The organism is Roseburia intestinalis L1-82 (assembly GCF_900537995.1).
GTDB lineage: Bacteria > Bacillota > Clostridia > Lachnospirales > Lachnospiraceae > Roseburia > Roseburia intestinalis.
Map to the genome: position 1 here is coordinate 2,892,893 of NZ_LR027880.1, position 23,087 is coordinate 2,915,979.

Here is a 23,087-nt window from a genome sequence, read left to right on the forward strand (position 1 = left end):
TCCGTCATGGCGTATCCTGACTTGTGCTTTCCGGCTCTCCGGCCGGTCGGATGTGTGCCTGATGCACAGATATGAAGTTGTCAAAGTGCAGTAAAAGGGGAATATTTTAGACAAAAGAAAACCCCTTCACCTAATTCGCCGCTAGGTAAAGGGGGCTGCCGAAAAAATTTTCATTTTATTTTAATATGGTAACGATAATTAGGAATTATGGGGTGGATTTCAGCAATCATGTAGATGAGATGGGAGAGAATCTATCGTTATCTGTTGGAAATACAATAGAATTTCGATATAAGATAATACACAATTATCTAATTTCATTGTTTACAGTTTTACGTGGGAGGGCTAACATGGAATATTTTGTTTATATGACAAACGACTGCAATTTAAAATGTGAATATTGCTCTGTTTTACTGGATTGTGAAAAAAACAACCTGCCAATTAAGCCTGCATACAGTAATGGTGAACTTATAGAATTTATAAAACAGACGCAGATGTTAACTGGAGATAATGAAATTTCTATATATTTTTTTGGTGGAGAACCATCACTGGAATATGATGACATAGAAAGACTCATTGATATTGCAAAAAAGGAATTATCTAGTTTTTCTTTAAAGTTTGTACTGCATACAAATGGATTACGTCTTGATGTTTTGCCGGATAAAATTCTCAATGAATTAACACTAATAATGTTTTCTATAAACTATGAAAAAATTCCGCATCATATCCTACATCCGAGTTATTTTTCTACTATTATTGATAACGCTTTATCGATAAAGGAAAGAAGACCCATACCTATTATTGCCCGTCTCACTGTTACAGAAAAGACAAGTATATTTACTGAACTTTTACAAGTAAGTAATTTTTTTGATTATGTTTATTGGCAGATTGAGAACTGCGACACTTTTAACAATGCAACCGTATTTAAGAATACATACATATATGAAGTAGAAAAAACATTTGAATATTGGCTTAAATATTTAGAACAAGGAGTTATGCTTAAATATATTCCTTTTATGGCTGTTTTAAAATTCATGTTTTTTCATGATAGAAATGATAATGAATTTTCTTGCGGTTATAGCCGAGGGATGATTTATATTCAAACAAATGGAATGTGTTATGCATGTAGTGATAATGTTGAAGGAAACGTTCATTATATGGGAGATATTCATAAAGGAGTGACTCTTCCACATCATAAACTGACTGAATTTAAATGCAACAAATGTCCTTATCGCTCTCTTTGCATGGGAAGATGCGGAAGAATGCACGTAGAATTTTCAATAGAGCATATTAATGATTATTGTCAAATGAATCAAGCTATGTTTAAACTTTTCCTGAATAACAAAGAACTTTTGGAACAAATAATAGAACGAAATCCTACATTCAAAGATGAATTAGAAAATTGGATATTGGAATACACAGAATTTACACCATGACAAAAACAATACAGACAATACCTCAGATTAGCCTAAACGGTAATTTGAGGTATTATCTGTTTTTTCGTAGATTGTACTGAGTATCAGTGTCAAAAAAGGTCTTTTAATTCTTCATATTTTTCCTTATAATATTTCATTAATTTACTTCCAAAAGAAGATCTTAACTGCCATGAGGGCGGTAATAATGTTGCACCATATATTTTTGTTTCAATTTCCGTGTTAAGCATACAATTCAAACCTAATATTTTACAAAATTTCTCTCCTTGCAGGGTTGAGGCTTCTGTTATAATATTTGTGATATAAATTTCTCTTTCAACCGCCAGGTCCATCATCATTTGCAATAGCGCATTATATAATTTTCGAAAAGCGGAAGTATTTTGATAATCCGGGTGTATACATACGCATGCAATATACAATTTATAAAAATCAGGGACATCATATTTTCTTAAATTATCAGTATTTAAATCATTATCTTTAAAATAACCTGACTGTATATCCTCATAAAGCTGATCTGTCACCGGGAGGACCGTAAAATATCCAACAATTCTATTTGTTTCTGTACTACGAACGGCAATATGTGTATAATTATTATACTGATACCAAGCATATGTAATACTAGGTGGAGCAATTAAATCTTCTCTAAGAACTAAACAATCAATTTCATACATGGTAATGAAATCTTCATATGAAAGGTCATCAGGCCATACTATTTCAAATCTGTCTTGAGGTATTATTTTGTTATGCAATAAATATTTTGAGTACCATTCCAGGATTGCCGTCATGCTCATTTCAGCAAGCTTTCTGCGATCCAAATCATTAGTCAATAATGACATATTTGTATCTAATGCCGGAGTGCTTAAAAGTTTTAAATGCTCATATACATTTTCTGTTAACCCGATAGATGAAACTTTTATTAAATCTAATTTTCCAATTGTCGTATCAACAGAATTTCCTTTAATCGGGAGACGCATAAATAAATCATTGATAATAGTAATTGCTATTTGAGATGCATGTAAAACAGCAGTGCGTACATTTATCTCAACAATTTGTTCATATTCACTTAACAGTATGCTAATGGTGTTTGCTGTAGGCGTATCACATGAATGAAATTTTTTTACAGCTTTGTGGAAAGATATTTCGGGAAAATCTTTTTCATATTTTTTCTTAATCTGAATGATATTACTACATAATTCATCGACGCAAAGATCTATGTTATCGGGATCTAATTTGATGTATTTCAACGACAGCAGCATAGGAAATCGTTGGGCAATATCTTCAACTGAAACATTACATAATACAGGAATTAATTTATGATTATTATTTTGTCCTATTGCAAGACCAATTTCGACAGGTGTCCAAAAACTTTCAAAAAAAGCGGGTGTAATGATAAGGATTGTGCATAATGCTGTTGCTACCCCTTTTTCCACTGCATCCAAGATAGTATCTCCTGCTAATATTTCGTTAGCATCTAGCCAAACATCAATATTATTTTTTTCTAATTTTTGCACTAATTCAAGCACGATTTTCTCTTTATCTTTTGACGAATGTGATATAAAAGCATCGAACATATTGAACCTCTACATTAACCATGTTTTATTCCTAAAAGCTAAATTATCTTTCTTTTCATCAATAAAGAATAATTGTGTATTATCTTATATCGAAATTCTATTGTATTTCCAACAGCTAACGATAGATTGTCTTCCATCTCATCTACTTGATTGCTGAAATCCACCCAATAATTCCTAATTATCATTACCATATTAATTATACAAATTTTCCCAAGATTTAGCAATCTTAATATACCAAATTATCGAAATTTTCTCCTATATTTATCTTATTTCTCGGATGTCTTGTCTGCAGTATCTCTTTTTCCTTCTCAGTCGTTACATATGTATATATCTGCGTTGTGGTAATCGAAGCATGTCCCAGCATTTTTTGTATGTATCTGATATTTACGTCCTCCTCCATCAGATAGGTCGCAAAGGAATGCCGGAACATATGCGGTGTAATATTTATATCTGCCTGAATTTCACCGGCATATTTATGTATCATGCTCCTGGCTGATTGCTCAGACAGCGCATTTCCATAACGATTGACAAAAAAATATCCCTGCTTCTTTATCTCATCTTCAAAGGACTTTTTGTAGGCATTCAGTATAGACAGTACGTCATTATTTCCTATTTGAAGATATCGCTCCTTTCCTCCCTTGCCCTGAATACACAACACACCGTTTTTTAAGTCTACATATTTATTTTGCAAATGGCACAATTCCGAGATGCGCAGCCCTGTAGAAAAAAGCGTCTCCACTACTGCGATATCTCTTAAAATGATTTTTTTACGCCACTCTGAATATTCTTTAATACTTCTTTCCTTATAAAGATGATTCAGCAACTGCTCTATAATATCTCTCGGAATAATTTTGGGTAAAATCACTTCCTCCCGAAACTTTGTCTTTACTTTATGGAATGGATTTATCTCTATCAGTTCTTCTTCCTCTAAATAATGAAACAGTGCCTTCACGCTGGCAATTTTCCTCTTGACTGTTTTTTGCTTATACATACGGTGAAGGTATACAAGATATGCATTCAGCACTTCTTTATCTGGATTATTTTCTCCTATCACTGTAATAAACTGTTCCAAATCCGCCTTATATGCCTTTATCGTCTTATCCTTAAGTTCCTTTTGAAATTTACAATAGTTCAAATATTTATTGATTTCTTCTTTTAAAAGCATTGCAAAAACCTCCTGTTTTATTTTGTATATAAGACATATGGTAATATTTTGTATATATGTCTGCAATCATACATTTTTAGCTTCCATATTCTTTATATTTTCAGCATGGTAATTGTCTTTATAATTGAATTACCATCAAGAATCTGCTGATTTATTATATAACTGATTATTGCCCCTTCATCTACTTAGCCAATAAATGAAGAGGCAATAGTTTACAATAATTTTCTCAATTTCTCTAAAATCTTATATTTTCGTGACTATAAGGTTGTTCTGGCTATTCCTAATCTTTTCGCCAGTTCCACCTCACTGATTTCCTTATAGAATAGGTCATGGATGATTGCTGCCTCCTCACCCGTAAGTGTATGTAGTGCCTCATTCAGTCTCTCCAGCATAACTGCCCGAACTGCCGCATCCTCTACCTCTTCGGCATCCTCGGCAAACTGTTTCCAGAAGCCGCTCATAAGAATCTTCCCTGCTGGGAATGACAATCATCTCTCCGGTTTCCTTATCCACCTTTGTATGTTCCTGCTTCAGATCATGGGTAAAGTATTTCTCCTAGCGCTACCCTTTGTAATATGTCTCGTAAAGTTCCTTACTGACTTCAAAGATTTGTCCGTTCAATCCGATATAATATTTTTCTCTTTCTGCCATCTTTGACTTGCTCCTTTCCGATTTTGTAAATTTTCAAAATCGAAAAGGGCAGCGCCCGGATATTACACTTCATGAACTTCATGAAAAACAACGAGTGACACGCTTCGCGAGCCACTCTTATGTCAAACAAAAAAAGCAGTGTATGATGAAATTAACAAGCATTTTGGCATTTGCCTTTTTACTTGTTTCTTCCATATCTCATACACCGCTTTTTGAGCAGTACTTTTTATCAGTCTTCTCATGTTTACTGGGATATGCTGCATTTTCCTCCATTTTTCTTCTGTAGGTTACTGCGTATATCCCAAAGTATATGGCTTTCTTGTTTTTCTCCCTATTTTTGTAAAAAACTTCATTGTTACTTGTAACTTTTTGTTTTCAGGCAAAAAAACAGGTGCCAAAATCTGCTTGATTTCAACACCTGGGTTCCGCAACACACATATTACGACAGTCGCTCTTATTTCTAATACTATTTTCCAATATTATAAAGAAGCACTTTTATTCTAAAATAATTCTCTTTATCATCTATAATCATTTGACCGCTATGACGGTTGATAATATTTTCTACAATTCTAAGCCCCAATCCATGTTCATTCTTATCCCCTTTTGTTGTAAGATAATTCTGCCCCTGTTTTCTCAGATTGCCAGTATAGGGGTTCTCCATTTCCAAATACAAATTATTTCCAGACATTTTTGCCAGCAGTTTTATCTCTCGCTCTTCTATGTCTACTTTACTAGCTGCTTCAATCGCATTATCAAACAGATTTCCCAACAGACTGTATAAATCGACGTCCTCTAATTTCATATCATACGGAATCATGGTATCCAATTTTACATTTATATGGTTCTTCTGCGCAACTGCAGCCTTGTAATTGACTATTGTGTCAAAACTTACATTCCCTGTCTTTGCAAGATTGTCCTCTTCTGTTAAAGTCTCTACACTTTGCTGATATAGTTCCCGTATCTTTTCATATTCATTTCGATTTAAATAGGATTCAATCAAAAGATACCTTTGCTTCATATCATGACGGTACTCCCGTGCCTGCTGCCATGTTTTACTCATTTCCTGAAGCTGAACCGCATAATTTTCCACCTGCTGCGTCAAGAACTGCCTTTCCGCCTGATACAATGCTTTTTCCTGTAATTCATTATAATTATAAAATGTAAAAAGATTTACAATCAATATCAATATGGATGCAATCAATTTCGCCCATACATACTCATCTGTCAATGGTACAAATATCGCCATAACAATAAAAATACTGCTCACCGGAACAATAAACACCTCTAGCCAGTCCATATTTCTGATTACTATATTTTTATTCTTTTTCAAAAACAGCAGCGCAATCTTGATTTCAACAAACCAGACTAATTTTGATAAAATCGTATACATGATTGCGACCTCTGTATTTCCCATCATATGTATAATATCTATGCCGCACAAAATTCCGATGAAGCAAACCATCACCTCTGACAGCATTCCTATCAGACACAAAAACAGAACCAGCACAAGTTTGATTCTAATAGAACCTTCATATAACCAGGTTAAAACGCCAAAAAAGGTCACTGAAAAAATTACCATATTTAGCCATGACGGCAATTCAAAAAAATATGTAGTCACATTTGAAATGATATAAAAAGCTGCCCATACCATGACCTGTACCGCTGTTCCTGCCGGTTTTCGGTCAAATGCTTTTTCACATACATTTCTCTGCATAATCACTGTAAATATTTCTACCAATATTAATGCGATTGTCATTTTCCTTCCTCTCTCTCCCTATTTTCCAAGTTTCCTCATGTACATCAAACGTGTATTCTCCCTCTTTGCCCTGCTGATTTCCAATGATATGCCATTCTGCAGAACAACTTTGTCGTAATGGTACTCTTCTATATACCTCGGATTAACCAAAACGAATGATGTATCCTCCAGAAGTCCACCTGCTTCTTCCTCAAATTTATTTCTACATCATTCATTTTACCATAAAATGTACAAATTTTATCTATAAAATATACATTTGTAATTGTTTTTTCACTTATAAAATACATAATTTTATTCAGACTAATATTGTAGTATGTTTTGTTAGATTTAAAGGCAAATTTATCATCAATCTGTAATTTTTCGTAAACATCACTGATAAGCTTTTCCATTTGTGCATATGTAATAGGTTTATCAACAAATGCAAAGGGGTGTACGCTGATTGCTTCCTTACTGTATTGTTCAAAGGACGTGATGAAAATAATATTACAATTTACATCGCTCTCCCTGATCTGGCGTGCCGTCTCAATGCCATTCATCCCACCAAGTTCAATATCCAGCAAGATAATATCGAATTGTCCGCTCAGTTCTATTTCCATCAAAAGATCCATACCTGAATAACATTTTCTGATGTCTGCCCGGATTCCTATCTGATATGTAATTTGCCGTACCTGTTTTTCCTGTTTTTCAACCTCTTCTCTTATGTCATCACAAATACCTATCCTCAACATATTTCCTCACCACTTTAATCTTTGATACAACAAAAAAAGCCTAACACTCACACCGTGCAGGCTTTATATTACACCCATCAATTCCAATAACACTTTCCTCTGTTCTGCGCTCAACTGTTTCCATCTTGAAATCAGTTCTTTCTCTTCGTCTGTTAATTCAATTAGATTTCCATCTTCGCAGAAAAATTGAGATAACGTCATTTGAAATGCGTTGCATATTGCTTCTAATGTTGGAAAAGTCGGCGCATTGTTCCGGTTAAACATATTTGCCACTGTGGAATGCGACAAATTTGCTTCTTTGGCTAAGCGGTATTCCGTCCAACTGCGCTCTTCCATTAATTCACGTATTCTACCTTGTATATCCACCCTAACACCTACCCATCTGTGTCTATTATACTGCCCAATTTGATGGTATGATATGATTAATAAGTAGATATATTGTTGCCATTTTGGGTTGTATATTAAAGATTGCAAAGTAGCTTGTTCTAATCTTCTAGTTCAACCTAATAATTTAAAAGTCAGAATAACCAACATATTCATTTTTTCCACTCTTTCGTCCTTTCTTCTGAAAGACAACGATATCGTGGATACACTGGCATACAATAAATTTCTGCAAAGCCGTTCACTCCATCAAGCAAAACCATTTCTTTTCCCCTGACCGGCACTTTATACATTTTTGATACATCCCAAAACATTTTCGACACCAGCAAAAACGGTTTTTCTATCACATCAGAAAACAGTGTATCCTGATTTTCTTCCAAAAAAAGAATGGTTCGCTCCGGTAACTTCGCCAATTCTCTTCTTTGAACTGCCTGATAATCCAGTCTCTCCATCCAGTTTCGGATCCTCGGCACCGGATTCCCTGTTTCTTCCCAATTCAGCCGATATTTTTTCAATTTTACTTTGGTTAAATCATGTAGTTTCACGTCAACTTGATTCATTTTTCTTACACGCATAAAAACGCAGCTCTTTCGCAACAAAAAATTGTTTTGAAAGTAGTGCGTTAATATCAGCTTATTGGAACTAAATATTCAGTTTTGATTTCGGATGTCCTTAAGTGCACCCAAATGGAAAATTTCGCCCTAGGGTCTTCAAATTAATCTACATGGATTACATCACCTTCGGTGAGAGCCATTCCGATTAATTTAATGACCGTGATTAATTTTTAGGTGGTTGGTGGCCTTAACATACATCAGCATATAATGGAATTTCCTCATTAAGAAATTTGTCAAATGTACAAGGAATTTCTAATACATCATTAGTTCCTATTTCAAACATCAAAATATTTCCATATGTACTTTTCCTTAAATCAATTCCAAAACAACGTCCAAGCCAATCATAACCAAAAATTTTAAACAAATTCTGGAATTCTGGATATGCTTCACTGACAATTTCTGTCCATTTCTTTACATTATCCTTTGAAAATGAATTAAACAGCCCATGTCCAAATCTTTTTCCACCTAATTGCATGATAAAATCATTATACAAATCTTCTGAGTACTCAATCACGATGTTCTCATTAAAAAACAACAAGAAATCTCTAATTATATCACTCTCCTTACTTTATCGTAAATTGTCCGAATACCGTTCCATCTGCTTAAAATAATATCACATATCTGCCATTTTCATCATATATTTTCGCCAACATTTTCCACTGCTGGCAGTTGGTACTCCATACCACTTTTTAACATTCCATATATAATACTGATTTACCTTCTTCTTTACGCTTCTCGTAATACGCACAAAAAGCTGGATGGGTGTACCCTTTGAGGATATCTGTATCATCTGAACCGCAAAAAAGTATATCGTCGCTTGCAATCTTCTATTACCTTGCTTGGTAGCCATATCCTTACCTTTACCGCTGGAGCGTTATGCAGATATCGGCATATGGCAGATCGAGGTTTTCTTCAAAACCTGTAAATCCATGCTGAACCTGATTGGAGAATGCCACAGCTTATCTTATGATGCACTGACAGCCCATGTGGCCATTGTGTTTACCAGATATATGTTACTTGCAATGGAGCAACGTCAAAATAAAGATCAGAGAACGCTTGGGAAGTTGTTCTTCCTTCTTGTCGATGAAATGGCAGATATTACTTTCAACAGATCACTTGGTATTCTGATGGCTGCCTTAATGGCAAGCCTTCAGGAAATCTTAAAGCTCAGTGACGAACAACTGACTGCTTTTACTGCTGATTTTGAAGCAAGATTACCAGAATATCTGCGCAATGCACTCCACCCAGAGATTGCAATGGCATAAATTACTATTTTGTTAGCTGAAATATTGAATTTTCAAGGTACGAACCCCATTTTAGGTATGGGAAGTCTTAGTATCTAATTTATAAGGTGTTACATATTAGTCACATTGAAATTGTAAATGTCCTCTCTTGGATTTTTAAATCCGCTAAACTCATCAACTTTTACAAGAGAAAATAAAAATCCTGAATTTGGATTAGGAAATCCTTTTTTTTCCTTTCTCAAAAAACCTTTTACTGATAATAAGTATTTTCCGGCAGGAACATCATATTTAAAATCTGAATATTGTATGTCACCATCCCCCGTCTTAAACGATATTGCTTCCCCACAAAATTCACCTTCATTGAATGTATAGAAGGAACCTATATCTGAAATCCAAAGTCCACCTTCTATTTTTAAATTAAATCCTTCAATCTCAAACTTTTGTTCCCACTCATCATTAAATGTATTATCATATCCTTCCAGTTTAATAAGATGTTGTCCCGAATTTATTTTCGAAATAGGAAACCAAATCCCTTCTTTTTGCATAGCTAAATATAATTTTTTATCCTTTTGAAATTTATGTAATAATTTTTTTGATCTAAGGAAACGCTGATTAATTCATGCATCTCCTTGTGATTTTTGATATAATATAGGTATCAACTGAAAGGTCGTATACCTATGAATCAACTAACATTTTCCGACATGGAATACTCCAACCGCAAGAAGAAAACCAAGCGTGAGGAATTTCTTGATGCCATGGAAGAAATCATCCCATGGTCATATTGGGTAGAAATGATTCGCCCATATTATTTCGCTAACAAGCGCGGTCGCAAACCTATTGGTATTGAAACCATGCTTCGCATGTATCTCATGCAGATTTGGTTTAATCTGTCCGATGAAGGAATCGAGGATTCTATCTACGACAGTTACGCCATGCGTTCATTTATGCATATAGATTTCAATGAACAACAAGTACCGGATGCAACTACATTGCTTAAGTTCAGACATATGCTTGAAGCAAATAAACTTGGTGAGAAGATTTTTGCTGATGTCAACAATCGTCTCGACAAAGCAGGCCTTATGATGCATGGTGGCACTATTGTTGACGCCAGCCTTATAGCAGCACCTAAATCCACTAAAAACCAGAATGGCAAGCGTGATCCTGAAATGCATCAGACAAAGAAGGGCAATGAATGGTACTTCGGAATGAAGGTACATGCCGGTGTTGATGCAGGCAGTGGGTATGTTCATACAATAACCGGTACATCTGCAAATATGCATGATGTTTCAGAAACTGCAAATCTTATCAGAGAAGATGATGAGGTTGTATATGGTGACTCCGGTTATCTTGGAGCTGTTAATCAACCCGCAATTAAGGATGACGAGAAGAAATCAAGGATTGAATTCCGAATAAATAAGCGTCCTTCCAGCCTCAAAATGGCAGATGATTTTAAAGGTCTTAACTGGGACAAAAAAATGGAACATGAAAAGTCCGCAGTTCGCTGTAAAGTCGAGCATCCATTTCTCATTGTAAAGAAACAGATGGGATACTCAAAAGTTGTATATCGTGGAATCGCAAAAAACATGCATCGATTCCATATGTTGTTTGCCAGTGCAAATCTGTTAATGTGTAGCAGAGCTGGCAGAACAAAAGACTTTGTTGGGTGCACAGTATAACTGTGTCCATTTTGGGGAAATATCCTCAAAAAAGGATAAATAGCAAGAGGATATAACAGGTATATGAGGAAAAAATCCTCTTGGTTTTTATAAAAACTTGACAAACTGGGATAATGCTGAAAACAAAGCTAATTAATCAGCGTTTCCCTAATTTTTTCTTTTTTCAAAAAATCTTGTAGAACTTCCATTGAAAATAAACAAATACCATAACTATATGTACTTAAAATCCTATCCATAGCACTTCTCCTTTTATATTAATAATTTACTTTTACAGAAGCTTTTTGTGCTTTTTGTGCTTCCTGTAATTCTCTTATTTTCCTCAATGCTTCCCTGTGGTGTCAAGTCGTTATAAATCTTAGAATTCTTGCTAAATGGAACCTTTAGATACCCCTTAACATCAATACTCTCATAAGCTTTGTCTCCTAGCTCCCAAAAATCTTCCAGTGTTCCCATAAATTTGCTTCCGTGGAAAGGTACTCCTTGCTCAATAAGAAGACGATGAAGTTTTTGATGAAGCGCCCCCGAGGATGTCAAGTCATTGCTACAAAAAATATGCGGCTTTTTTACCACGAAAATGGCTTAAAACCGCATATTTCTGTATAGAGGACGTTATATAATTGTCACAAAGTAAGTGGGGAGGATGTTACGTCATTGTCACAAAATTCTTTCAGTATCATTCCCATCAATTCCTGTACAATGCTTTCTGATTTAATTCTTATCAGATTATCCCATGCGTCCACTTTGCCTAACAAATTCATTTTTTCTATCAAAATCAGATAAAAATCTGTATTCCCATAGCATCTATTTTCTGGCTTTGTTAGAATTACACTTACTTTTGCTCTCTGCAGTCTCTTTGTCCATTCCGCAACCAGAATCCCGAACTGTCACACAGACAACATTTTCTTTCACTTCCGATATAAAACATTAAACTACCTGGGAAAAATTGGAACTTCCTCTCCGTTTACATATGCCGCCATCTCATCTCTGATTAACACAATATCTCCAGACGGTTTTCATTTTTCATCTAATGCTGTAATAAACAATTTGCCATACTCCAGTCCTCTGTATATCTCTCTTTAAAGTATAGAAAATTAGTATTTAAATGTCTCTATTCTAAAACATCCCGGCATATTATATAAGACTGATACGATTTTTTCATCGCCGTTCTGTCTCTGCTCACATACCCATTTACCAACATGGAAAGTCCCTGCTTCTTTTGTGAGAAAGTCTACTCTCCTATGATCCCCGGGTTTCGTATGGAAACGGATACTGCACATCATTCCTATGATCAGAAACGTATTTTCATCCAGTTCAAAGACGACTCCTGCGGCTGCCGGTGCACCGTCTGTCCTCGGGAGATACTGTATTTCTATATCATAGTTCTTAAACTTCAGATAGCATCCCTGCTCTCCATCTGACTGTTTCAGAAAACACTTCATATGTTCTGTCCCACGGTATTTCAAGTACAGCGGTCTGATCTCTTCCAGTAGCCGGTACACCTCGCCCAATGTCTCTTTAGTCCCGCTCAGATTAAAGGAAAGCGGATCCAGTTTCAGAGCGTCTATCACTTCTGCCGAAAGATCCGAAGGCTGGTCTGCCCACAGATCTTCCACTCCAAAAGGCGCATAGCATAACGCATGAAAATGCAGGAATGCATAAAGGGCATAGGAAGCTGTAACTGCATCTTTCCGCACTTCGGGGATTAAAAGCGGATTATCCGGCCGGCTGTACGTCTTCATGATGTCAGAGACATATGGCACATAGATGTCCGGACCGATGGTAAAAAGTGAAGGCGCCGCTGCTTTCCATACCCACAGCATATCCTCTACCGGTCCTCCGGACGGATAGGAACCCGGATACCACGGAAACTGCTTCAGCCATACGTTCGTAAAGCAGGGAAGCGGACTCTGCGTTCTTCCAGAGACCGAACCAGAGCAGGATCAATTTCTTTTTATATTTGTCCGCCTGCTTTATAAGCGCATCCACAAGGGTGAAATCAAACTTTCCTTCTTCCGGCTCCAGCGTTTCCCAATACACCGGCACAATCAGCGTATTCAGATTACTCTGCTCCATCTTCTCCCAGATTTCTATTTCCATCCTTTCCGGATCATACGCAGCGGAATTATGTACCTCGCCTGCAAATGCCTGAAAGGGTTGACCGTCTACATATAATGTAGAAATTCCGTTGTCATTTCTTATCTCTGCCATGTGCTTCATTCCATTATTTTCCTTTCTTTAGAAAAGAATCTTAGTACGGGCAAGCCAAAGGCGTATTCCACTTATAAGCGCAGAAATCCCAACTGCGATCGCAAATGCTCCTGCCACGATATTCATGATTCCTGAACTTTTCACTGTATGATACATTTTTTCTTCCATATACCTACCTGTTTCATCTACATCCTATTATCACATTTACTCGTTACCCTAACCATCAATCTGCCAGCCTGATTCTCTTTATCATAATCAGCAGATGACGCACTGCCTGTTCCAATTCTTCTCTCGTCACTCTGCCTTCTTCGTATCCTTTTAATATCTGGCGGATTACCGGAGGACCGCCGGGCATTACGATATCGTTTCCTGCCGCAACAGCGTCCGCGCCGTCCACAACCATATCCATATCTCCCCAATCCGTTACAACAGCCCCTTCAAATCCCCATTCCTCACGCAGGATATGTGTGCACAGGTCATGGCTGCCGCCGGAAAATGACCCGTTGATCTTATTGAAGGAGGTCATGATGCATGCGATCCCGGCATCTTTGACTAACATCTCGAACGGCTTTAAATACTGTTCTCTAAGTGCCCTTTCTGTCAGGATTGAGTCCACTGCATCTACATTTTTCCCTGCATTTCCGCGGCGGAATGTCTCCTGCTCATTTGCCGCGAAGTGCTTCGGGCACACAATAACCGGACGGCTATTCTGTACGCCTTTTGTAATCTCGCAGGCGCAGACCCCTGTCAGGTACGGATCTTCAGAAAAATATTCAAAATTTCTTCCGCACAGCGGATTCCTGTGGAGATTCACAGCAGGAGCAAGCCAGACATTCACCTGCTGTTCTTCACATTCTTTCCCTACTGCATCTCCAAACATCTGCCACAGTTTTTTGTCAAAGGAGCACGCAATGAGCATCTCTGTTGGCCATGCAACACCGCCAATCCCGGCAGGGCCGTCTTTATAGAAAACGGACTTGATTCCTTTTTCCTCAATTGCCGGTGAAACATATCCCGGGTATCCTGTCGGATGGCTGTTTGTTGTCATAGGTTTTCCTTCATCATCAAAAATTGTAGATGGATCACTGCGGTCACCGACAGCTGCAAAGGGTGTGCCCGGTCCATAGCCCACACAGAGAGCGGCCAGTTCTTTAATCGACAATTCTGCCAGATTCCGTTCTTTTTCCCTTTCGGAAACGGTCGTTTCTGCTTTCGATATAGTCTCCTTGCCGCACTTTCTATTTTCCTGAACATCATGAACGTCCTCCGGTGTAACAAAAATTATGTTTTGGCCGGATACATCTTTGTTTTGTTCAGTTATATTCAAAACAGAAGCCATCTCTGCATCGTTTTCTTTTTGTGTCAGAAATTCAATCTTACCATTGTTGCACTCTGTAATATTAAGGCAGTTTGTACACTGTTCTGCAAGGATTGTTTTTTCTACGCAAATCAATCCTTTTACAAACGTATCTCTGGAAGAATTTCCCATCTTCAGGAGATAATCGCCTGACTCGATGACCCAAGCGGCTCTTTCCTCATCATAAACCGCCAGTTCTCTCCATGGGATCCAGATCTTAACCTGCTCTTTTTCACCCGGAGCGAGGTCAGACGTTTTCTCGAATCCTTTCAATTCCTGATAAGGACGCTCCACGCCCTCTGCTGGATATACCTTAGACAGATAAATCTGGATTACCTCTTTCCCCGACATTTCCCCAATATTTTTCACATCGGCTGTCACCAGAATACCGCCGTTTTGCTTCTTGACCAATGCATCGCTGATCGCAAATGCAGTGTAAGATAGTCCATAACCAAAGGGGTAAAGCACTTGTTTTCCGAATGTATCGAAATAACGATATCCCGTATATATATCTTCCCAATACACGGTTACCGGACTCTTCGTAAAACCTGTACTTCCGTTTTCTTCTGACGAAAGACCGTAACTCTCATAGTCCAGAATATTCTCCAGATGCTCCTTATCCCACGAGAAATGATCTGCCGACGGATAATCTTCATAGTGTTCCGCTATAGTCACCGCCAGTTTCCCGGAAGGATTAATCTCCCCTGTCAAAATACCAGCCAGCGCAGAAGCCCCTTCTTCCCCCGGGATTCCAATAAACAGAAGGCTTTTTATGCTCGCATATTTTTTCATCCACGACAGATCAATCAGTCCGTTTACATTCAGGACTATCACTACATTAGCAAAATGGGTACAAATATCCTTTAACAGGCTTTCTTCTGATCTGGTCAGGTAATAATCCTCCGGCAGATGACGGTCACACTCTTCTCCACCGGAGTTTCTGCCGATCACGAAGATTGCTGTGTCTGTTTTTTCCGCCGCCTGAAAGATAAGTGTCTCCGGCACATCATATTCATCAAGCGGAGCCTTGTATTTCCCAAATATTTCGTACATGATTCCGCTGTTTACCATTTCGCTGACCTTCGTCCAGTCAAACTCATCCTCTTCCGTTACCTGTTCTGCACTTGCTTTATACTCATAAAATTCTTTCAGCAGCGATTCAGGTTTTATCCCTCTCTTTTCACATTCTTCCAGAATTGTGCCGCACCCGGCTATATTAGCACCACCGGATCCATTTCCGGAATACAAAGTGCCTATCTGTGTCCTTCCGAAAAATGTAATCTCTTTCTTCTCTTTTAAAGGGAGTATATGATCCGCATTTTTAAGCAGAACAATCGATTCTTCTGCTATTTTTCTGGCAATCTTTTTTTTATCCATTTTTTATCCTCTCCTGTTTTCTCATTTCCTGCCGAACCTGACAGCCGACCTGCTGTATAAATCTAACGGATTTATAGTCTTACTTCCCGTGCTTTCGCATAAAATGCCCTTTCCATTCCATTGATCCATTTATCTTCTGTGATTCGGTATGTTCCTTTTAACCGGATATCCTCAGAAGAACTTCCAATTTCTGCATCTATATCCCCTTTTTCCACCTTCCAGCGCATCTGCCTGTCAAGAAATGCTGACTGATCCGCCTGCACTGTAAATGTGACCCGCACTTTTTCTTCCGGCTCCATATGGATCCGCTTAAATCCGGCAAGCTCTTTCACCGGACGTGTCATACTTGCGAATCTGTCCCTGAGATAAAGCTGTACTACCTCATCCCCGGCACAGTTTCCTGCATTCTTTACCACACAGCTAATCTGTACCGATTCTTCTGCTCCAATCTCTGCTGCCGATATATGAATTTCTGAATACTCAAACCGTGTATAAGACAATCCATGCCCGAAGCAATATCGCGGTGTATGGGGAAGATCCACATAGTTGACAAATCCGATACTCTCCTGCTGGTGCCATGCAGAACCGTTCGGGTGATTATAATAAATTGGAATCTGTCCGGCGTGATATGCCACGGATACCGGCAGCTTACCGCCCGGGTTATATGCACCCAGCAGGACATCCGCCACAGCCTGCGCTCCCGTTTCCGCTGGGTTCCAGGCTTCTATGATGGCATCCAGATATTGGTCTGCTGTGTCACTGGAGATTGGTCTTCCATCAAAATGAACCCCAATCAAAGGCTTACCACATGCAGCGGCAGCCTGAATAAATGCATCCTGACATTCCGGCAGATTGATGTCGGCAGCGTCCACACCTTCGCCCATGGTCGCCATAGAGCATGTGCCGTGCTTTCCTCCCAGAGTCAGGATCACAGCATCTGCTTCCCTGACTGCCTGCAGCGCTTCTTCAAATCTGCCCTGATCCTTTCCGGCAACCGGATACCCGTATGCATACAGAATCTCCGTGTCTGTCATCCGCTCCTTCAGTTCTTCTAACAGGCTTCTGCAGTCCGGCTTCTGCAGGCGCAGGATATCATCAAAAAGCTCCGCTTCGTCTGACTGGATCTTTGTACCTGGGACATAATTCACCGGCTCACCATTTGGCAGCATTGCTCCGCTGATCTGCCCGGACTCCGGGCTGCCCTCTACCCCTGCGATGGAGCTTGCGACAGCGTAGACCGACTCCATCATGCACAGATGGGTATATCCGCCGAAGAACTTTCGGGCACAGTCTGCATGAGGCCCGATCAGGGCAAGCTTCTTTATCTTACCTGACAAAGGAAGTATCCCGTTGTTTTTCAGGAGTACCATGGACTCTCTTGCTGACCGGAAAGATAACTCCGCCCCCTCTTTCTCTTCAAAAATCTTTTGACAGGACTCACCATCCATGGCGAACGGATGCTCAAACAGACCCATGCGGAACTTGGCTTCCAACACCCGCAGAACGGTCCGGTCCAACAGTTCTGTATCCGCCTGCCCGCTTCGGAACATTTCTTTGAGTTCTTCTCCATATCCGGTCGCTTTCGGCATCTCTATGTCCATCCCTGCTTCCATGGCAAGAAGCCCTGTTTCTCCGATAGTCTCCCCGATTCGCTGGACCTCGTGGGCATTGTTAATGCCGCCGTAGTCGCTGACACACAGACCGTCAAACCCCATCTTTTCTCTGAGAAGTTCCGTGAGCAGCCTGTGTGAAACGGAAGCCGGCTCGCCATCGATAGAATTATAACAGGGCATGACCCCTTTCAGCTCGGATTCAGAAATCGCAGACTGGAAAGGCTTGCCGTATATTTCTTCCATGAGCCGGGACGGCGTATCACTGTTCGTTCCGTGAATACCGCCCTGTGAATTGTGAAATCCGAGAAAATGCTTGGCGACACTTTCCGGTCTTCTTCCGCCTGCCTCTGTTGTCTGGATTCCTTTCGTATATGCCGCTCCCAGAGCTGCCGCCAGAGCCGGGTCTTCCCCGTAGGTCTCTCCCTGTCTTCCCATGCGGGAATCCCTTGAAATATCCAGCACCGGAGCCAGAATGTGAGTGATGCCGCAGGCTGCTTCCTGTTTTGCCACCACTTTGGCTATCTTCTCTTCCAGCTCCGGATCCCATCCTGAGCCTCTGGCGATTCCGGATGGGAAACTGGTTCCTTCCTGAATAAATGCTCCGCACAGTCCCTCCATATGAAAGATTGCCGGGATATGATGAGGGCTTTGTCTCATCACAGTCTCCTGCATCTTCCTCTGCCATCCGGCGGCCTCTTCCAGCGTGCCTATCCTGCGCATTTCCAGAGTACTCACCTGTCCAATCCCGTAAGGCATCTCCAAAGCCTGCTGTTCCATATCATCATAGCTGTCGCCAAATGGGAAAATGCAGCCAAGCTGCGCCATCTTCTCGTCTAAAGTCATTTCTTCGAGAAGTGCCCGTGCCCGTTCAGCCGGAGTTCTCTCGGTGTCTGTATATTTTACCTTCTGCTGTACCATTTACTTTCTTCTCCTTTTACATCTGCGCATTCAATTCTTTTAGTACGGCTTCATAAACCGCTTTTACCTCTGGGGCAGAGCTGATTCCTTCAGCCAGAGTCATTTGCCTTGCATACTCGATCATTGGATTGTGTACAAGCTCCGGCAGCATCTCTTCCATCATCTTCATGCCAAGAGGTTCGTCCAGAATCTCTCCCAGTGTACTGTCCAGAGTGAATTTCAGCTCTTTTAAACTTGTGTTTGTGTCATATTCATACACATGTGTTCCCGATCCCACCTCAAAGGATTCCTCTTTTTCCGGCAGGAACAGATCCGCCCTCGTATTGGCAGGTACGCTGACCTCCACACGGATCTTTCCATTGCGGCAGCTCCAACAGGAAACAATCTTTCCGTAAGGAGACTCCAGCTCTGTCCTTGCCTCTTCGATTCCCCTTACAAACATCGGCTTTACATAAAATCTCCTGTATCCGGCTTTCGTCTGGTTTATACCGCCGATTTTCCGATACATCCAATCGCCGATCGCTCCATTTGCATAGTGGTTCATAGAATTAAGCCCCGGATCCTGCATGGTGCCGTCCGGCAGGACGGCGTCCCACCTCTCCCAAAGCGTCGTCGCGCCCTTATTCACAGCATACAGCCATGATGGCAGATCCTCTCTCATAAACAGGAGTCCGGCCGTATCATGCGCTTTGTTCTCAGACAAGGCATGACATAAATACGGCGTCCCTACAAATCCTGTGGTCAAATGATTCTGATGATCTTCTATATTGCTCACCAGCATTTGTACAATATTTTCCCTATCCTTTTCATATGCCAGGTTAAAATAGAGAGACAGCGCGCATGCAGTCTGAGTCTCGCTGACGATCCTGCCTCTTGCGGTGTAATATTCTTTCCTGAAAGAGTCCAGCGTCTTTTCACGGAGCACTTCATAATATGCCGCCTCTTCATATTTTCCCAGCACATGAGCCGTCTTTGCCACAAGCTCTGTGACGTATATATAGTAAGCGTTTGCCACAAAGTAAACATCTGTAGCTCCAACGCTTTTATCTCCCATCTCACGATCCAGTGCCAGCCAGTCGCCATACTGGTAATTGGTCATCCACAGCCCGTTTTCATTTACATGATTGTGAATATAATCTACCCACTCGTGCATACATTTCCATGATTCTTCTAAAATACGTGTGTCTCCATACGTCTGGTAGACTACCCATGGTATGATCACTGCCGCATCGCTCCACGCCGCGGAACTGTAAGTTTCCTGTATGTCCGGTACTATATGAGGCACTCCCCGTTCCAGTGAAGATGCCGCCGATACATCCCTCATCCATTTTGTAAAAAACAGAGCCGTCTCCCGGTTGAACGCTGCTGTCCACGAGAATACCTGCGCATCTCCCATCCATCCAAGCCGCTCATCCCTTTGAGGACAGTCGGAGGGGATATCAAAGAAATTATCACGCAGACTCCAGGAAATATTGCTCTGGAGCTGGTTCACTTTTTCATTGGAGCAGTGGAACTCCCCGGTCTTTCTCATATCTGAATGCATTACGCAGGCTGTAAACATCTCAGGTCGGGGATTCTCTATTCCCTCCACGGCAGCATACCGGAATCCATGGAATGTAAAGTGGGGCATGAGAACCTGTTCTTCCCCGTTTAGGATATAGGTGTCCTCGGATTTTGCCGTCCGCAGAGTGTCCGGGTAAAATACACCGTCCTGATCCAGAGTCTCCGCATGGCGGACAGTGATTTTCTGGCCTTTTTCTCCCCGGATTCTGATTTCTACAAGACCTGTAAGGTTCTGGCCGAAATCTACAAGTATATTCCCTTTGGGATCCGTGAAAACACTCTTTGCCTTCAAGCACTCAGTCACCCGCACCGGTTCATTTAGCTGCGGCGTCAATACAGTCGAATGAAATACGGCTTCTGGCACGGCAGATACTTTTCCCTCTCTGATATCAGGGGCATTTGTATCAATTGTCTCTCCCATGTAAATCTCACTGTAACGAATCTGGCCAGTACGCACATGCCATGTCTCATCCGTAGTAATTACCTCTTCTGTCCCGTCTGTATAACGCACATGAAGCTCTGCCCAAACAGCAGTCCGATCCCCATACCTGTCCGGCTTACAGTCAAAGCTGAGAATCCCTTTATACCAGCCATTGCCCACGGTCAATTCCAGGACATTTTCCTTTCCTGTCCCTTGCAGCCTGTCTGTCACATCATAATATTGATACTGCAAAATCTTATGGTAATCTGTCCAGCCGGGTGCCATGTAATAATCTTCTACCCTTTTTCCGTTCAGAGTAATCTCATAAACACCAAGTGCCGTGGCGTAAATGCAGGCAGATGATACTTCCTTGTCCGAAGAAAATTTCCGGAAGAATACCGGGCACGCCGTCTCCTCAGGAGGGAAATCATGTGTGATCATCTTAGCCTGAAAATCTCCGGTATCAAAAATACCTGTTGTAAAAGCTGTTTCTGCTTTTGCTCTATTTCCATAATTGTCCCAGATTTCGAGAGAAACCTGATACTCCTGTTCTCTGGTAAGCGCTTGTCCGGCATAAGGAACCAGCACAGACTGATCACTCTCAATCTTTCCACTGTCCCAGAAGCATTTTTCTGCACTGCTCACAATCAGATGCCATGCTGTCTGCACCACATTGTTGTCACCTGATGCGATCTTCCATGAAAAGCGGGGAATCTTCACAGCCAGTCCTTTGGGCTGTTCCCTGTATTCTATCCTGAAATCATAAATTTTCATTCTTGTCTTCTCCTTCCTGCCTGTCCATTTCCCTATTACTATTTTCCGCCTATAACTCAAGCCGGCGCTCCGATTCCGACGGAAGCGCCGGCTCTCATAATTACAATGTTTCTTTCAGCTTTGCCTGCTTCTTGATAATATCTGTTTCTTATTTTTCAATGGTCTTTCCTGCTCTGCGCGCAGCGATTTCCTCGCGCATCTTCGGCAGCTTTTCTTCCAGATCGAATTTCAGGAAGATTACAAACATCACAAGGTTGATCACAACCGGAAGATAATTTGAGAATCCATAGATGGAATATATCATGGATGTACTTGCGACTTCCAGCGTGGCATCATATGCACCGATTGCCAGGAACGCCGACAGTATTGCTGCACCAAGGCCATTTCCAACCTTACTGCCAAAGCCGATTGCTCCGCCCGACATTGCCACCAGCTTCTTATCATATTTCCACTCATTGTAATCAATGGTCATGGATGTCAGCACGCCATACAGACTCATCATCGGAATCTGTACAAAGCTGCCTAATAGACCGGTCACCACACAAACTGTAAAGTTCGTCGGTATAAAGCAGCGAATGCCTGCGAGTATCGCCGCTCCTAAGAGCCCGATGGAGATTGTCCTCTTGATTCCAAGTCCAGCAATAATCGGCTTGGATAAGATGAATCCCACTACGGTAGCCAACATACCTGCTGCTCCGATTATTCCGACCAGATTATCATTTCCGAAAATCCATTTACAGTAGTATATACTGCCAGATGCCGCGATACCGCTCGTAACACTTGTGGTCAAGTTAAAGAGCAGGATGATCACCCAGTATTTATTCTTCAGAAGCATTGTCATTGCTTCTTTGAAAGGAACCGGCTCTTCCTCTTCTTCAGCAGCTCCCTCGGTTTCTTCTTCTTCGTAATCACATGCAAATTTGGCTTTGCGGCCGTTATGGCAGCAGATTGCAAACAGAACAAATACCAGTACACCAAGTACCACGCCGTATTTGATCCATGCGGACTGTGTGCCGCCCAGCATATTTGTCACCGGGATCGTGAGAATGGAGATCAGCATTCCAGCGCCATAATTGGCAACCGCACGGAACAGCCCGATACTTCCTCTCTCGCTCAAGCTTCTGCTTCGTACAGTCATAACTGCCGCAAACGGGGTCGCAATAAAGGTATAAAGACCTGCGGACAATACCAGATTCGTAATCAGCGCGTAGATTACGCCCGGAATCTGTCCTGCCTGAATCGGTACGGTAAACATCAGAACCATAATCAAGGCTGCCGGAATAATCTGCGGCAGGATCCATCTGAAATACTTATGGTCGCCTCCTTTTGAATGATCGATAAAATTCCCCGCAATCACATCCGTGAATGCATCAATCACCTTTGAGATTGCCAATACAATACCAACACTTCCGACAGCCAGTCCTACCTTGTCCGTGTAGAAATAATTGAGCTGTCCGACCAGATTCGCCATCAGCCCTAATGCGAGCTGTCCGCCGAGATCTGCCAAATAATCTCTTTTGCGCATTACGCGCCTTGCGCCCTGCTTGTCGTAACGGGGTGCGTTTTTGTCTTTTGCCATCTTTACTCTCCTCCTGTATCATTGATGATAGGTTTACTATACTGTTTTTCTATAGATAATT

General features: G+C 40.7%; 20 protein-coding genes and 1 pseudogene. 3 read left to right on the top strand and 18 right to left on the bottom strand.

Annotation, left to right across the window (positions count from 1 at the left end; genetic code table 11):
- Positions 1-347: 347 nt before the first annotated feature.
- On the top strand, positions 348-1,433 hold the full coding sequence (locus RIL182_RS13750) for a radical SAM protein (protein WP_134523521.1): 1,086 nt from the start codon (positions 348-350) through the stop codon (positions 1,431-1,433).
- Between the two features lie 89 nt (positions 1,434-1,522).
- On the opposite strand, the gene RIL182_RS13755 is transcribed toward RIL182_RS13750, so the two are convergent.
- The 8 genes from RIL182_RS13755 to RIL182_RS13790 form a co-directional block, all read right to left on the bottom strand.
- Positions 1,523-3,001, bottom strand: coding sequence for a toll/interleukin-1 receptor domain-containing protein (locus RIL182_RS13755; protein WP_006857968.1), 1,479 nt, complete (start codon positions 2,999-3,001; stop codon positions 1,523-1,525).
- Between the two features lie 226 nt (positions 3,002-3,227).
- Entirely contained in the window at positions 3,228-4,166 is a 939-nt protein-coding gene (locus tag RIL182_RS13760; RefSeq protein WP_015560349.1) for a tyrosine-type recombinase/integrase, read from the bottom strand.
- 257 nt (positions 4,167-4,423) lie between these two features.
- Positions 4,424-4,654 (bottom strand): RNA polymerase sigma factor, encoded by a 231-nt coding sequence (locus tag RIL182_RS13765; protein ID WP_243128692.1) that lies wholly within the window; start codon positions 4,652-4,654, stop codon positions 4,424-4,426.
- Positions 4,655-5,283: 629 nt separating this feature from the next.
- The gene (locus RIL182_RS13770) at positions 5,284-6,573 is read right to left on the bottom strand and encodes a GHKL domain-containing protein (RefSeq protein WP_006857971.1); all 1,290 of its coding nucleotides are present in this window, start codon (positions 6,571-6,573) and stop codon (positions 5,284-5,286) included.
- Positions 6,574-6,701: 128 nt separating this feature from the next.
- Positions 6,702-7,301, bottom strand: a complete 600-nt coding sequence (locus tag RIL182_RS13775) for a LytR/AlgR family response regulator transcription factor (protein ID WP_006857973.1) — start codon at positions 7,299-7,301, stop codon at positions 6,702-6,704.
- A gap of 63 nt (positions 7,302-7,364) precedes the next feature.
- Positions 7,365-7,667: a helix-turn-helix domain-containing protein gene (locus RIL182_RS13780; RefSeq protein ID WP_242655597.1), complete on the bottom strand. Its 303-nt coding sequence runs from the start codon at positions 7,665-7,667 to the stop codon at positions 7,365-7,367.
- 170 nt (positions 7,668-7,837) lie between these two features.
- Complete coding sequence (locus RIL182_RS13785; RefSeq protein ID WP_006857975.1) at positions 7,838-8,257, bottom strand: hypothetical protein; 420 nt, start codon at positions 8,255-8,257, stop codon at positions 7,838-7,840.
- Between the two features lie 226 nt (positions 8,258-8,483).
- Positions 8,484-8,810, bottom strand: coding sequence for a hypothetical protein (locus tag RIL182_RS13790; RefSeq protein WP_227970751.1), 327 nt, complete (start codon positions 8,808-8,810; stop codon positions 8,484-8,486).
- A gap of 379 nt (positions 8,811-9,189) precedes the next feature.
- Between RIL182_RS13790 and RIL182_RS13800 the strand changes: the two are divergent.
- Positions 9,190-9,561 (top strand): annotated as a pseudogene (locus tag RIL182_RS13800) (IS4 family transposase); the annotation flags it as partial.
- Between the two features lie 89 nt (positions 9,562-9,650).
- Here RIL182_RS13800 and RIL182_RS13805 read toward each other — a convergent pair.
- Complete coding sequence (locus tag RIL182_RS13805; protein WP_006857978.1) at positions 9,651-10,085, bottom strand: hypothetical protein; 435 nt, start codon at positions 10,083-10,085, stop codon at positions 9,651-9,653.
- A gap of 132 nt (positions 10,086-10,217) precedes the next feature.
- Between RIL182_RS13805 and RIL182_RS13810 the strand changes: the two genes are divergently transcribed.
- A complete protein-coding gene (locus RIL182_RS13810; protein WP_006857367.1) occupies positions 10,218-11,216 on the top strand; it encodes an IS5 family transposase in 999 nt (332 codons plus the stop codon).
- 249 nt (positions 11,217-11,465) lie between these two features.
- On the opposite strand, the gene RIL182_RS13815 is transcribed toward RIL182_RS13810, so the two are convergent.
- From RIL182_RS13815 to RIL182_RS13840, 9 genes are all read right to left on the bottom strand, one after another.
- Entirely contained in the window at positions 11,466-11,669 is a 204-nt protein-coding gene (locus RIL182_RS13815; RefSeq protein WP_044999686.1) for a hypothetical protein, read from the bottom strand.
- A gap of 167 nt (positions 11,670-11,836) precedes the next feature.
- Positions 11,837-11,974 (bottom strand): phospholipase D-like domain-containing protein, encoded by a 138-nt coding sequence (locus tag RIL182_RS21315; RefSeq protein WP_006859590.1) that lies wholly within the window; start codon positions 11,972-11,974, stop codon positions 11,837-11,839.
- 333 nt (positions 11,975-12,307) lie between these two features.
- Positions 12,308-13,036, bottom strand: a complete 729-nt coding sequence (locus tag RIL182_RS21320; protein WP_242655666.1) for a DUF5597 domain-containing protein — start codon at positions 13,034-13,036, stop codon at positions 12,308-12,310.
- Positions 12,960-13,424 carry a beta-galactosidase gene (locus RIL182_RS21325; RefSeq protein ID WP_015520311.1) on the bottom strand — a complete coding sequence of 155 codons (465 nt, stop codon included), beginning with the start codon at positions 13,422-13,424 and terminating at the stop codon, positions 12,960-12,962. The genes RIL182_RS21320 and RIL182_RS21325 overlap by 77 nt, the downstream gene beginning before the upstream one ends.
- Positions 13,425-13,451: 27 nt before the next feature.
- Positions 13,452-13,592: a hypothetical protein gene (locus RIL182_RS21330; RefSeq protein ID WP_006859593.1), complete on the bottom strand. Its 141-nt coding sequence runs from the start codon at positions 13,590-13,592 to the stop codon at positions 13,452-13,454.
- Between the two features lie 55 nt (positions 13,593-13,647).
- A complete protein-coding gene (locus tag RIL182_RS13825; protein ID WP_006859594.1) occupies positions 13,648-16,158 on the bottom strand; it encodes a glycoside hydrolase family 3 protein in 2,511 nt (836 codons plus the stop codon).
- Between the two features lie 71 nt (positions 16,159-16,229).
- Positions 16,230-18,689 carry a glycoside hydrolase family 3 N-terminal domain-containing protein gene (locus RIL182_RS13830; RefSeq protein ID WP_015520310.1) on the bottom strand — a complete coding sequence of 820 codons (2,460 nt, stop codon included), beginning with the start codon at positions 18,687-18,689 and terminating at the stop codon, positions 16,230-16,232.
- Between the two features lie 16 nt (positions 18,690-18,705).
- The gene (locus RIL182_RS13835) at positions 18,706-21,447 is read right to left on the bottom strand and encodes a family 78 glycoside hydrolase catalytic domain (protein WP_006859598.1); all 2,742 of its coding nucleotides are present in this window, start codon (positions 21,445-21,447) and stop codon (positions 18,706-18,708) included.
- A 148-nt stretch (positions 21,448-21,595) separates the two neighbouring features.
- Positions 21,596-23,026 (bottom strand): MFS transporter, encoded by a 1,431-nt coding sequence (locus tag RIL182_RS13840; RefSeq protein ID WP_006859599.1) that lies wholly within the window; start codon positions 23,024-23,026, stop codon positions 21,596-21,598.
- Between the last annotated feature and the right edge of the window lie 61 nt (positions 23,027-23,087).

What these genes read in the sequence shown, in the direction of transcription:
- RIL182_RS13835 (WP_006859598.1), bottom strand. Translation starts at nt 21,447, where the DNA reads ATGAAAATTTATGATTTCAGGATAGAATACAGGGAACAGCCCAAAGGA.
- RIL182_RS13760 (WP_015560349.1), bottom strand. Translation starts at nt 4,166, where the DNA reads ATGCTTTTAAAAGAAGAAATCAATAAATATTTGAACTATTGTAAATTT.
- RIL182_RS13805 (WP_006857978.1), bottom strand. Translation starts at nt 10,085, where the DNA reads ATGCAAAAAGAAGGGATTTGGTTTCCTATTTCGAAAATAAATTCGGGA.
- RIL182_RS13770 (WP_006857971.1), bottom strand. Translation starts at nt 6,573, where the DNA reads ATGACAATCGCATTAATATTGGTAGAAATATTTACAGTGATTATGCAG.
- RIL182_RS21330 (WP_006859593.1), bottom strand. Translation starts at nt 13,592, where the DNA reads ATGGAAGAAAAAATGTATCATACAGTGAAAAGTTCAGGAATCATGAAT.
- RIL182_RS13825 (WP_006859594.1), bottom strand. Translation starts at nt 16,158, where the DNA reads ATGGATAAAAAAAAGATTGCCAGAAAAATAGCAGAAGAATCGATTGTT.
- RIL182_RS13755 (WP_006857968.1), bottom strand. Translation starts at nt 3,001, where the DNA reads ATGTTCGATGCTTTTATATCACATTCGTCAAAAGATAAAGAGAAAATC.
- RIL182_RS21325 (WP_015520311.1), bottom strand. Translation starts at nt 13,424, where the DNA reads ATGGCAGAGATAAGAAATGACAACGGAATTTCTACATTATATGTAGAC.
- RIL182_RS13775 (WP_006857973.1), bottom strand. Translation starts at nt 7,301, where the DNA reads ATGTTGAGGATAGGTATTTGTGATGACATAAGAGAAGAGGTTGAAAAA.
- RIL182_RS13815 (WP_044999686.1), bottom strand. Translation starts at nt 11,669, where the DNA reads ATGGGAACACTGGAAGATTTTTGGGAGCTAGGAGACAAAGCTTATGAG.
- RIL182_RS13750 (WP_134523521.1), top strand. Translation starts at nt 348, where the DNA reads ATGGAATATTTTGTTTATATGACAAACGACTGCAATTTAAAATGTGAA.
- RIL182_RS13810 (WP_006857367.1), top strand. Translation starts at nt 10,218, where the DNA reads ATGAATCAACTAACATTTTCCGACATGGAATACTCCAACCGCAAGAAG.
- RIL182_RS21320 (WP_242655666.1), bottom strand. Translation starts at nt 13,036, where the DNA reads ATGCTGTGGGTATGGAAAGCAGCGGCGCCTTCACTTTTTACCATCGGT.
- RIL182_RS13785 (WP_006857975.1), bottom strand. Translation starts at nt 8,257, where the DNA reads ATGCGTGTAAGAAAAATGAATCAAGTTGACGTGAAACTACATGATTTA.
- RIL182_RS13840 (WP_006859599.1), bottom strand. Translation starts at nt 23,026, where the DNA reads ATGGCAAAAGACAAAAACGCACCCCGTTACGACAAGCAGGGCGCAAGG.
- RIL182_RS13830 (WP_015520310.1), bottom strand. Translation starts at nt 18,689, where the DNA reads ATGGTACAGCAGAAGGTAAAATATACAGACACCGAGAGAACTCCGGCT.
- RIL182_RS21315 (WP_006859590.1), bottom strand. Translation starts at nt 11,974, where the DNA reads ATGAATTTGTTAGGCAAAGTGGACGCATGGGATAATCTGATAAGAATT.